Origin of the sequence: Halochromatium roseum (assembly GCF_016653315.1) — a bacterium.
In the GTDB taxonomy this organism is placed as follows: Bacteria; Pseudomonadota; Gammaproteobacteria; order Chromatiales; family Chromatiaceae; genus Lamprobacter; species Lamprobacter roseus.
In genome coordinates this window covers 1-11,743 of sequence record NZ_NHSH01000029.1, presented here as the reverse complement: position 1 = coordinate 11,743, position 11,743 = coordinate 1, and the positions used below count along the sequence as shown (strand labels likewise).

Below are 11,743 nucleotides of genomic sequence, written 5' to 3'. Positions count from 1 at the left end.
CAAGGCCTCGTGCGCCTGGCCGATGCTGAGCTCGATGACATCGATGTCGGGTGTCGGCCCCGTCGATGCGCGATTCACCGGCTCGCAGGCGGTGCAGAGGCCCATCAGCAAGACGATGATCAGGCGCAAGGACATGCGATTGTGCTGATAGCTTGGGGTCATAACAGCTCACAGGGCTCTCTTGCAGTGGCGTCAGACCTGAGAAGCGGCCTCACTCAGGGACATCGCATCGTCGCGCAGAATCGCGTCGACCTCGGCCTCGATGACTGGCAGAGTTAGCACAGCATAGAGCGGAAACCGCTCGGCGAGCAGCGGGACGTACTGCGCCTGCTCTTTGCTGACCAGGACGATGACCCGTGCGTCAGGTGCCTGCTTACTCAGGCTGGCGAGGAACACATCAAGGTTGCAGACATTGGCACCAGCGTAGTTGTTGCCGAAACCGTAGAAGAATTCCGCCACCACCCAGTCCGGCGCGCTGCGCTTGAGCGCCTGCAGGGCCTTGCGCTGGGATGGGAGCTTGATCTGGGTGATCCCCAAGCGCTGGTAGAGCGCGTCGAGCCGGGGATGACTGGGAGATTCGATGATCGAGAACAGGGTCGTCATGGGGATCGAACGCGTACTCTGGACAAGCCGCTGGATGGGACTGAACAGTTAGGCAGAAGCCGGCCGATCGCTAAATTGGCCCCGCTCTTTCCACAGCATCAAGCTGCACCCCTTTGGAGTGACAACGCTACTCCTCCTCAAACTCCGCCGACCCAAACTTCAACACACTGCAGTTCTCCTTGATCGTGCGCTGCAGGCTCTCATCGAAGCCGGCTGCGCTGTTGGCCTGGATCTCGACCGAGATACTCACCTTGACGCCCACGCGCGCGGTGAACTGCTCCACCACCTCATCGACGATCTGCGCGAAGTCCAGCTTCGCCTTCACCGGATCGAGTTCGATGGTGCTGTAGAACTGGGTCTTTACGGCACCTCCGGGGTTGGTCCCTTCACCCCCACCGCCTGTTCCGGTGCCACCGGTTCCACCCGCACCGCCGCCACCCGTGCCGCCGGAGCCATCGGTGCCGCTCGAACCGCCTGATCCTCCGATCCCAGTACCCCCACTGCCGCCGGTTCCGCCCTCCGTGCCATCGTGGCCGCCATCAGAGTCCGTGCCTTTGTTGCGCTCCAGCTGGTCCCGGTACGCGACCGCCGCCTCGCGCTGAATCAGCAGGGCATCCCCGGTCTGATCCAGCTCCACCAGCCCCTTCTGGCCGAACATGAAGCCGAGATAGCGCTCCCCCTCCTTGCCGGCCGCGAAGCCGAAGAAGTCCTCAGTGGCGACGCCCTTGGCAATCGCGTCCTTGAAGACATCGGCGTTGATCAGCCGTGGCAGGTAGAGGTAATGGCAGCAGTCCTGGTAGACCTTGAGTGCGCTGACCTCGGTGACGCCGTCCTTGAAGTACCAGCTGTCCAGCAGCCGCTTGAGGTGGATCGGGCTCCATTCGGTGACCAGCCAGTCTTCTTCCTTTAAGCGCTTCTCGATCTCGGCGATCAGGTTGGGCGCGCTGGTCGGCAGGTTCACCGCGTCCCAGCTCAGCTGCGGACGACCCTTGATGAACTCCTCGACCGGGCAGAGCAGCCATTTGTAGGTCTCGCGTACCAGCTGCTTGAGGGTCTTCTCGGCCTCGTCGGCGTTCTTCTTGGCGAGTTTGGCCTGATAGAGGTCCAGGTTGAGCTTGCCCTCGTCGATGTCGGCCAGGATGCCTTGCCAGGCGATCAGGGCGCGGCCGGCCTCGTTGAGCCGGTTCACGGCGTCGAAGTCCGGGGCCAGGAACAGCAGCCGGTTACGCTTCTGCCGGGGTTGATCGCCGCGCTGGGTCAGGACCTCAAGCGCGGCGGCTTGCGCAAGCTGGCCATCGGCGCGGCTATACCCGGCCTTGGGTGGCAGCACCACCAACCGCGGCCCTCGGCCGAAGTCGTCCGGGATGTCGATCGAGGGGGTGAAGACATGGATGCCGGCAAAGCCGTGCTTGGAGCCGAACACCGCGCGCACCTTGTCGCGCAGGAGCGGCAGCAGCTCATCCTTGTCGCTGATGCGCTGCATCCGGCTCTCCATCTCGCGGCGGAGATTGGGCTTGGTGTCGAGCCAGAAGCGGTCCTGATCCGCATAGAGATAATGCAGCCGGTCGCGCAGGCGCTTGAGCACGTCCTCGTAGACCCCGAGCATGGTGTGGGTCTTGCCGCCACCGAAGGCGGTCTGCAGCTGGATCACCGGGTCGCCGCCTTGGCCGGCCAGGCGCTGGGCGACCGAGATCAGCAGCAGGCGCATGCCCTCGGTGATGTAGGTGCGGGCGAAGAAGGCCTCGGCGTCCTGATATTCGGGCGGCGCGCTGCCGTTGGCGACCTGGGAGATGTCAGCGGCGAACTCGGCCTGTTTGAAGGTACCGTGCAGGACGTCCTTGTGCGGGCGGGCGATCTCGCGCCAGGGTTTGAGGCTCATCGGTCAGATCCGGCAAGGTGTTGAATCCCGCTCATCAGGATGTTGAAGCTATGGGACCGATTGGTCGACGGGTTCAGCTCGCGACCAATCGCGCGCGATCCGGCGACCTTCTGGTAGGTGGGTGCAATGCGCTTCAGTTCCTGAGCCGCATTGGGCAGGCGATCCGGGTCGCGATACCTCGCCCTACGATCCTGCTTGACCAGGTTCCGCGGACCAATGGCGCGACCCACCGCTGCCAGATCGCCGAGATAAAAGCTCTCGAGCTCGCGACAGGCAATCCGCACCAGAGTACTGGGCTGCCCCGCCGCGCGGCATATCGCGACCAGGCTCGACTTGATCGCCTTGCAGTCGCCGGAGTCCTGGTCGCGCATCACGATGAACTGACTCTCGGGATGTCGCCAAGCCCGTAAGCGAATGGGCAGTCGCTTTTCCAGATCCTGCTTGCCTTCAAAGACCACGAATTGTGTCGTGCATTGCGCTGGCAGAACCTTGGGCAAGACCCCCTGCAACAGTTCTTTCGCCGACGGCTCTACAAGAAAGAACACCAAATGTGTCATTGCGGTCCAGTACCCCGAAAGAATCCCTCCTTCCAGAGGTAGCCCATCTGATCCCCTTCGGCGATGAAGGCGGAAATCTGCGCATCATCGCGTGCACGCAGGATCTTGGTCGATCCCTGCTCCCTGACCAGCCAGTAGACTTCATCGAGTTGTATCGCGTTGAGAAAATCAGGCGAATGGGTCGAGACCAAGACCTGTCCACCCTGCTCAGCATAGGCGCGAAATTCCTCGGCAAGCTCCCAGAGCAAGGTCGGGTAGAGCTGGTTTTCCGGCTCCTCCACACAAAGCAGCGGATGTGGATCGGGGTCATACAGCAAGACCAGATAGGCGAACAGCTTGATCGTCCCATCGCTCACATAGCGGTCGATAAAGGGGTCGGTAAATTGCTGATCCTGAAAACGCAGTATCAAGCGACCATCTTGCGTCAAAACCGGCTCGACATCGCTGATACCGGGCACGCGATGCTGCATGGCCGCCACGATCTTGGCAAAGCGATCCGGGTCGTTCTCAAAGAGATTGCGCGCGACGAGCTGCAGGTTGTCGCCTGTCACTGACAGATGATTCGATTCACCAATCGCGTCTTTACTGCCTCTGGCAAGATTGATATGGAAATCGGAGACATGCCAATTTTCGAGTAATTGGCGCAAGGCATTCGCCGCCTTGAAGCGCGCAAACTGGCCAAGCCCCTTGATGGCAAGTGCATCGGGAGCAACGGACTGCGCTTCACGTTCCAGCGTATCATCCTGTTTGTCGAAATCCTCCTCGTTCGTCACCGCGGAGCCCACACCATTGGCAAAATCAATGAAATGGAACGGCGAGCCATAGCGTCCGCGCTTATACCTTAGAATCTCGCGTCTGACCACTGGCTTGCGATCATTGAGTCCGATCCGGAGTAAGTAGGTCACCAGGCGCTCTACCCCTGCAATCTCCATCCGAAAACACAGCTCGATCTCGATCGATTCATCAAGATTGACATTACGACTCATGACCTCCTGAAAACCACCACGCGCTTGTAACGCCTGGCGAACATTGAATGTCAGACAATCCTTGATAAAGCCAAAGACATCGAACAGTGTCGACTTCCCGGAGCCGTTTGCCCCGACAATCACGCAAAAACGTGGAAGATTGTCGATGCGTGCATCGCGGAAATTCTTGAAGTTTTTGAGCCGGATCGACTCGATTTTCATCATCACTCCGATCTGATTTGCTGGCCGCGCAAGCCGGTCTCGCGCCAGGGTTTGAGGCTCATCGGTCACCCAGTCGTTCGTGTGCCCACTGCGAAAGCAGTTCGCCCTCGGAGAGCTGGAGTCGACGGGCGACCTCAGCCGTTGAGGGAGGAGTCTCCGCCTGCTCAGTGGCAGGCTCGGACATCTCGATCAGATAGATCGCTTCTAATCTGGCATTGGGCAGCAAACGGGGATGCTCGATGAGGCGTCCCTCGGCATCGGTATGTAACACCATCTTCTCTGCATGCATGGTTATAGCTCCAACCCAATCTGCTCGCCACGATGCCCAACCTCGTGCGAGGCGGCGACGATGGCACTCCAGGAGGCGATCAGCTCGTTGTAGGCGCGGGCCAGGGAGGAAGAAAAGAGTTGAGAGGAGTGAGGAGTGAGTTTTACTGGCGGTGTTTGCGGCGTAGTGTTGTCAGGATTCGGCTGGTTTCGTCCAGTAGGCCCCTGAGAATCCGGGTTTCTTGCTCCGGGAACCAACCGATCTGCTCGCAAAGTGTCAGCAGCGTCTCCGTCTCGGCGAGTGATCCCTGAGCAATCGCCAAAAACTGCATCTTTTCTCGGTCCGACTCCCGCGTCCAACCCTCGGCAACGTTCGCCGGAATCGACACCACCGCCCGTGTGATCTGCGAACGCATGCCGTAGGTCTCCTCCCTCGGCAACCTCGGCACCAGACGATACACTTCCCTTGCCGCCAACATCGCCTTCTGCCAAACAATCGCCTCCCGATAATGCATCACACTCACTCCTCACTCCTCTCAACTCACTCCTCTCTTCCTGCCCCAGCCGTTGCGCCTCCAGCGGCAGCGCACCGCCACCGGCGAAGGGATCATGGAAGGCGGGGAGCTTGTCCGGATTGAACAGCTCGGCGGCCTGCGGATGGTCGCGGTTCAGGTGGCAGGTCTCGCGCCAGCTCTCGCGGATGGCCGCGCGGGCGCGCTCGAGCACCTCTTCGTTGTGGGTGTTCTCCCACTTGACCAGGTCGCGGATGATCGCGAATAGCTGCTCGCGCTTGATCTCGGCCTCTTGCTTGTTGACGCCGTACTTGAAGCCCTCGCCCTGCTGGTAGCCGGGGTCGTTGACCATCTGCGCGAAGATCACCGCCCGCGCCGCCGCCAGCGGTCGCCGTGCCCACCACAGGTGCAGGGTGCTCGGGTGCCCGTGTCGGATCGACTTCTCGCGCGCCGCCGCGGCGTTGATGTCGTCCAGTGGTAGGGCGACCTCGATGAGCTTCTTGGGGGATTTGATGGCAACGGTCATGCGGTAGCCCTGGCGGAGAGCCGGTCAGTCGAACAGCCATTGCTGGCGAACGTGATTGAAATTGATCACTTCCAGCCGGAGTTGCGAGGCGTATTGATACAGCGCCAGGTCTCGGGTCAACAACACGAGCGGCTGCCGTTCGATGGCCAAGCAGAGCGCTGCATCGGTGATCCCCAACCGGTAGTAGACGGGGGATTCGACGACCGCGGTCGAGGACAGGCCGATCTCCGGTGCCGACTGTGCGAAGCGTGCCAGGTAGCCAAGCGCGTTGGCGCGCCGTGCGTCATCCAGCCAATCGAGCAGATTCGAGGTCTCGGTCATGATATGTGGCGTGGTGCCGACCCAGCCGAACTGCTGAATCAGCAAATCGAGCCCCAAGACATCATCATCGATGTACTCCCGGGTCCGCTTGAAGCGTTCGACCTCACCGACGCCAAGCGCGCCAATGATCATCACCGTCAGCAGATTGGCGTCGATCAGGAGCCCTTTCGTGGGTGAGGCGTAATGATGCCGGCTCAATCTCATCGCATCGTCATCGACACCAGATGCCCGTCCTCCGCGTCGATGTTGAACTGCTTGTATTCTCGCTGAATCTCTTCCTCGATGGTCGGGAACAGACTGGGGCCGTTGGTCTTGCGCTTGATCTTGTGTGGTGAGTCAAAGCCGAGGGTGACTTGCCATCGATGGCTCGATTCATCGAACTCGATCTCCTCGAGTGCCAGGTTGGGTAGCGTCTCGGACTCGAAAAGATCGAGTGCGAATTGCCGCGCAGCACGCACGGCTGCCTTCATGTCGATGGTGATGGCTTTGGCTTCTTGGCTCATGGGGCTAGCTCGCATAGGGGTTCGGATCTTGCCGCTGGTCCTGATCGTCTGTGTTCAGGTGAGACAGCTCGAGCGAGCAGCTCATCCAAACTGTAGTTGACACTCGCCACCCCAAAGTCCGGCTCGCTGCTGAACGGGTTGCGCAGATAGAACGGCCCTTCATGGTCGTCGCCGTCGACGATCACGATCGCCAGCAGGAACTGCTCGGCCTGGTTCAGCCCATAGAGGATCTCGTTGCGGCTGACGGTGATGGTCGGTTGCCCCTTGGCGCGCCCCTTGACCTCGATGTGCCTGTCCGGTGGCAGTGAGCCATCGGGGTTCGGTGGCGGACGGGCGGTGAGGTCCCAGCCGCACTGCTCCGCACTCACATCCTTGACCTGATGCCCGAGCGCGATCTCGGCGGCGGTCACCGCCTGCATCGCCATCCGCTCGATATGGGCGCGGGCCTGGGCATCGGCGGTGAAGGTCGTCTCGCCCTTGCGCGCGGCGAGCAAGCCTTGCGGGATGACCAGTGCGCCGCCCAGCACCACCGGGGTGCTGGAGGCGACCGCCTTCATCGCCTTCAGCTCGGCGGTGCGCTGTTCGAGCCGGGCGGTCAGCTCCTCGGCGGTGCGCTTGGCGTTCTCTGGTTGCATCCTCGGCTGCTTGCCGGCTTTAACATCGTCGCTGAGCTTCAGGTAGCGGTCGGACCAGTAGTTGATCTCCTTCACCAGGCGTTGCTGCACGGCGGCGAGGGTCTTGTCCGCCTGACGCTCGCGGCGCGCCTTGACCTCAGCGGTGTGCGCTGGCACCAGGTGTTGGGACGCATGCGCCAGGGCCAGCGCCTCCAGGTTGGCGGTGAGCCAGGGGGCCTGCAGCAGGTCCTGGGTCAGCGCGGCGTCGTCCTCGCTGATCGGCACCAGGTCCAGGTGCGGTGCCCAGCCGGCGTTGATGGCGGTGCCCTGCGCGTCGATCTGCACGAACTGCAGCCGGCGTGAGACCAGGCGCTGTTGGCCCTGAGCGTCGGCGGTACGCTCGCGCACGCTGTGATCGAGCATGAACAGGACCTTGGGCTCGAGGCTGTCGTCGGTCGGGTCGACCAGTACCGCGCCCTGCTTGAGCTTGGGCCGGTTGGCCTGCAAGATCAGGTCGGTGGTGGCGTGCATCAGCGGATGCGCCGGGTGGATCAGGTCCGCCAGCGGCTTGCCGGACGGGCGTACCTGCTGTTTCTCGAAGCAGATGCGCTCGTAGCGCTTGAGCACCGGGGTGCGGGTCTCGCCGATCACCCGGTCGCGCTCGCGGATCACCGCCGGGACGTGCTTGACCTCAAAGCGGCCGGCCTCGCGCGGGCGCAGCTCGCCACCGAGGGTGCGGAAGGCTTCGCTGAAGAAGGCGCGGATGAAGTACGGCTGCAGCTTGCGCGCCTCGGCCTTCTCCATCTCCTCCTTGACCGCATACAGGGCCTCCAGGCCCATGTGCTGCTCGACCAGGGCGTTGCGACGCAGGATGTCCTTGAGGTGCTCGGCATCAAGCGCGCCCTCGATCACCTGATCCATGCGCGCCTTGACCTCCGGGTCTTCGCCGTAGCGAATGGCCTGAACCAGCAGGTCCTTGAGCGAGACGTTGTCGAAGGCCTCGCCGAGCACGTCGAAGACCTTGCCGCCGAGGGCGGCGCGCTCGGTCTCGATCTTGTCGAACAGCTTCTGAAACACCTCGCCCTCGCGGGTCTCGTTGGCGACGATGTTCCACAGGTGGCAGACCTCGGTCTGGCCGATGCGGTGGATGCGCCCGAAGCGCTGTTCGAGCCGGTTGGGGTTCCAGGGCAGGTCGTAGTTGACCATCAGGTTGGCGTTCTGCAGGTTGACGCCTTCGCCGGCGGCATCCGTCGCAATGAGCACCACCACCTCGGGCAGGTTGCGGAACTCCTCTTGGATCTTGCGCCGGTCGTCGCGGTGGGTGCCGCCGTAGATGATGCGCACCGCCTCGGGCTGGCCGAGTAGCCCTTGGATGCGGGCGCGCAGGTAGTTCAGGGTGTCCTTGTGCTCGGTGAAGATGATCAGCTTGCGGCGGTGACCGCTGGCGGTGAACATCTCCGGCTGGTCTTGGAGCAGGCTGGAGAGCTGCTCCCACTTCTTGTCGTTGCCGGATTCAACCAGGCGATGGGCCTGCTGCTCGAGGTCCTTCAGGCTCAGGATCTCGGCCTCCAGCTCGGGGATGGTCTCGGCGGCGGTGGCCTGATCGACGACCTGCTCGGCGTAGGCCTCGTAGTCCTTGGCGCTGAGTTCGTCTTCGAGGTCGTCGGGGAGGTCGAGGAGTGAGTTGAGAGGAGTGAGGAGTGAGTGGGGGGAGGGGGCGAGGAGTGAGTTGAGAGGAGTGAGGAGTGAGAGGGAGGGGTCGAGGAGTGAGTGGGGTGTCGGCGAGGGGTGGACTCGTTCCTGACTGCTCTGCACTCTTTTCTCTCCCATCGCGTTTAGTCCAAGCGTTTCCTCGCCTAGCCGGGCCTCCAGGCGCTTGCGGCGGCGCTTGAGGGATTGGTAGATAGCTTCGGGGCTGGAGGCGAGGCGGCGCTGCAGTTGGGTCAGTGCGAAGCCGACGGTGTTGCGCTTGTTGCCAGTGAGCTGATCGGCGCGGTTCATCTCCTCGCGCACGTAGGTGGTGACCTGCTCGTAGAGCGCGGCCTCCAGCGGTGAGAGGTCGTAGTTGGCGGTGTAGGCGCGGCGTTCCGGGAACAGCGGGGTGCCGTCGAACTTGAGCAGCTCTTCCTTGACCATGCGGCGCATCATGTCGGCGACATCGACCTTGTGCGCGCCCTCGCGGAACTTGCCGTAGAAGCGGTCGCCGTCCAAGAGCGAGAGCCAGATCTGGAAGTCCTCTTCCTTGCCGTTGTGCGGCGTGGCGGTCATCAGCAGGTAGTGCCGGGCGATGCCGCTTAACAGCTTGCCGAGCTTGAAGCGCTTGGTCTCGTTGACCTTGTTGCCGAAGTAGGTGGCGGAGAGCTTGTGCGCCTCGTCGACGATGATGAGGTCCCAGGCGGTGGTGGCGAGCTTCTCGCGGTAGTCGTCGTTGCGGGCGAGCTGATCGAGCCGGGCGATGAGCTGGTCTTGCTCCTCGAAGACGTTGCCGGCGGCGCTCTGCTCCTGCTTTTCACGGCTGAAGAGTTCGAAGCGGAGACCGAACTTCTCCAGCAGCTCGTCCTGCCACTGCTCGGTGAGTCCACCGGGGGAGACGATGAGGATGCGCCGGGCATCGGCGCGCATCAGCAGCTCGCGGATCAAGAGCCCCGCCATCACCGTCTTGCCCGCGCCGGGATCATCGGCCAGGACGAAGCGCAGCGGCTGCTTCGGCAGCATGGTCTCGTAGACGGCGGCGATCTGGTGCGGCAGCGGCTCGACGTTGGAGGTATGCACCGCCATCGTCGGGTCGAACAGCGCCGCCTGACTGATGCGATAGGCCTCGAGCCCGAGCTTGAAGCCCACGCCATCGGCATCGAAGGCCCAGTGACGACCAGCCTGCGCCAGTTCCAGGCGCGCCTCGTCGCTGCGAAACAGCAGCTGCTCGCCGAGCTTGCCCTGGCTGTCTTTGTAGTAGACGGTGAGCGCGCTATCGCCGACGGGCTCGACGGTGACGATGCGCACGATCTCCTCGGGCAGGATGCCGCGGACCTGGGTGTCCTTCTTCAGGTCTTCGAGCTTGAGCATGGGTCAGTGGTCGCTAGCGGCGGCAACGCCTTGCGGTGGTCGGGCGAGTTTGTCCGCGTCAAAGCGACCTGTCGCGAGGTGTAAGCCTCTCATCCCGTTCTCCGTGCGTCGACGCGGCGATATTCCCGCCATGCGCGTCGTCTGCGATCGATGGGGTTGATGCTAGGACAGGGGGCGGCGTGGGGAATTGACGTAGCGCAACGGATGCGCGCCCGGACTGCCTGACCCGAGCACCGGCGCGCGACATGACGCCGCGCGACATGGCGACCATTATCCGTAGGGTTCGGGAAGCGGGCAAAGAGCGCACGGCTGGGGTGCTCCTTAGCTACCTTCGCGCCGCCTATGCGATGGCGATTCGCGCGCCGTACGACAGCGCAGCCAATGCGACGATGGCCACCTTTGCGGTGGAGATGAACCCGGTCGATGCCATTCCGACGATTCCGGTTCGCGCCGGCCATCGCACCCTGAGTGCGGCCGAACTTCGTAACTATCTCACCGCGCTGAGCGATGAACTGCCTGATCTCGCCTTGCGACTTGCCGTACTTGCGGGTGGACAGCGCATGTCGCAGCTGCTCAGAACGCGGGTGGCTGACTACAATGAGGATACCCAGACGCTGCGACTCTGGGACACCAAGGGCAAACGTCGCGAGCCGCGAGAACACCTGATCCCGCTCGCACCAAAAGGCGCGGCCTTGGTGGCTCGGTTGATCGAACGCGCACAGCAGAAGGTTGAACAAGCGGGGTCCAGCGCATCCGACCGACCGCGACCGCCAAGTCTTTCGCTCTGGGTGTCGACAGGTGGCGCGACGATGGCGGAAACCACGCCCGGCAAGCGGCTTGTCGAGATCACTGCTGCCATGAAGACCGAGCCGTTTAACCTCCGCGATATCAGGCGTACCATCGAGACCATGCTCGCCAGCATGGGGATCAGTCGTGAGACGCGCGCGCAACTGCTCAGTCATGGCCTGAGTGGCGTGCAATCTGTCCACTATGATCGGCACAGCTACATCAACGAAAAGCGCGCCGCATTGCAGGCATGGGAAGCGCACTTGGCGTCGATTAAGGCGATCAGCTAACGCAACATCCCTGCTGAGCAGCGGGAAACCGCAGAGCAACGAGGCTGTGTTTTCTCCAAGCGCATGCGGGGTTATGGCCCCTTGATCAGCGCCCTACTCCGTCCGACCAGCGCCTTTTCAGCCCACAGCGAGCCATCGGTTAACCTTAGCGCCCTCGAATGACGATCGAACAATGATGACCATGAGCCAAAACGAGCTGTTAGGACGGATTACCGTCCGTCCAGAGGTGTTCGGCGGAAAGCCCATCATCCGCGACCTGCGCATCTCCGTCGAGTTGATCTTGAGCCTGCTCGCTCAAGGCGAATCCTCGGAGGCGATTCTGGATGACTATCCAGACCTCGAGCAGGCCGACATCAACGCCTGCCTCGCCTATGCGCACAGCATGATCGCCCATGAGCGGATCGATCGCATCGCGTTCTCGGGATGAGGTTTCTCGTCGACCGTTGCGCGGGGCGGCGGCTCGCGCACTGGCTGCGCGAGCAAGGCCATGACGTCCGCGAAGCCACTGAGTAAGTGTCCATTAACTACTTCCCGATTTGTTTGGCCTGATTGTGTAGTTCAGGTTGGGGCAGAGCCGTCGTCGCCGGATGTTCAGTGTCGCCATTTCTCGTGTACTGACCTTGATGCCTTTGGCA

The 11,743-nt window shown here is 62.4% G+C and carries 11 protein-coding genes; 2 read left to right on the top strand and 9 right to left on the bottom strand.

The window, feature by feature from the left end; all coding sequences use genetic code 11:
* Nucleotides 1-192: 192 nt before the first annotated feature.
* The 9 genes from CCR96_RS02825 to CCR96_RS02780 all read right to left on the bottom strand — a co-directional run bounded on the left by CCR96_RS02825 (nt 193) and on the right by CCR96_RS02780 (nt 10,032).
* Nucleotides 193-603 carry a hypothetical protein gene (locus tag CCR96_RS02825; protein WP_207191841.1) on the bottom strand — a complete coding sequence of 137 codons (411 nt, stop codon included), beginning with the start codon at nt 601-603 and terminating at the stop codon, nt 193-195.
* Between the two features lie 127 nt (nt 604-730).
* Nucleotides 731-2,482: a hypothetical protein gene (locus CCR96_RS02820; RefSeq protein ID WP_201216934.1), complete on the bottom strand. Its 1,752-nt coding sequence runs from the start codon at nt 2,480-2,482 to the stop codon at nt 731-733.
* On the bottom strand, nt 2,479-3,027 hold the full coding sequence (locus tag CCR96_RS02815) for a DUF4276 family protein (RefSeq protein ID WP_338035796.1): 549 nt from the start codon (nt 3,025-3,027) through the stop codon (nt 2,479-2,481). Before CCR96_RS02815 ends, CCR96_RS02820 begins: the two co-directional genes overlap by 4 nt.
* Before the next feature lie 8 nt (nt 3,028-3,035).
* Entirely contained in the window at nt 3,036-4,229 is a 1,194-nt protein-coding gene (locus tag CCR96_RS02810; RefSeq protein ID WP_201216929.1) for an AAA family ATPase, read from the bottom strand.
* A gap of 55 nt (nt 4,230-4,284) precedes the next feature.
* A complete protein-coding gene (locus CCR96_RS02805; protein WP_201216926.1) occupies nt 4,285-4,515 on the bottom strand; it encodes a hypothetical protein in 231 nt (76 codons plus the stop codon).
* A gap of 2 nt (nt 4,516-4,517) precedes the next feature.
* Complete coding sequence (locus CCR96_RS25715) at nt 4,518-5,531, bottom strand: DUF1156 domain-containing protein (RefSeq protein ID WP_242518390.1); 1,014 nt, start codon at nt 5,529-5,531, stop codon at nt 4,518-4,520.
* A 24-nt stretch (nt 5,532-5,555) separates the two neighbouring features.
* Nucleotides 5,556-6,056, bottom strand: a complete 501-nt coding sequence (locus CCR96_RS02790) for a PIN domain-containing protein (protein WP_201216923.1) — start codon at nt 6,054-6,056, stop codon at nt 5,556-5,558.
* Nucleotides 6,053-6,355: a hypothetical protein gene (locus CCR96_RS02785; protein ID WP_201216920.1), complete on the bottom strand. Its 303-nt coding sequence runs from the start codon at nt 6,353-6,355 to the stop codon at nt 6,053-6,055. The genes CCR96_RS02790 and CCR96_RS02785 overlap by 4 nt, the downstream gene beginning before the upstream one ends.
* Entirely contained in the window at nt 6,352-10,032 is a 3,681-nt protein-coding gene (locus CCR96_RS02780) for a helicase-related protein (protein WP_201216917.1), read from the bottom strand. Before CCR96_RS02780 ends, CCR96_RS02785 begins: the two co-directional genes overlap by 4 nt.
* Before the next feature lie 245 nt (nt 10,033-10,277).
* Between CCR96_RS02780 and CCR96_RS02775 the strand changes: the two genes are divergently transcribed.
* Nucleotides 10,278-11,108 (top strand): site-specific integrase, encoded by an 831-nt coding sequence (locus tag CCR96_RS02775; RefSeq protein ID WP_201216914.1) that lies wholly within the window; start codon nt 10,278-10,280, stop codon nt 11,106-11,108.
* Between the two features lie 175 nt (nt 11,109-11,283).
* Complete coding sequence (locus CCR96_RS02770) at nt 11,284-11,535, top strand: DUF433 domain-containing protein (protein WP_338035795.1); 252 nt, start codon at nt 11,284-11,286, stop codon at nt 11,533-11,535.
* Nucleotides 11,536-11,743 lie beyond the last annotated feature (208 nt).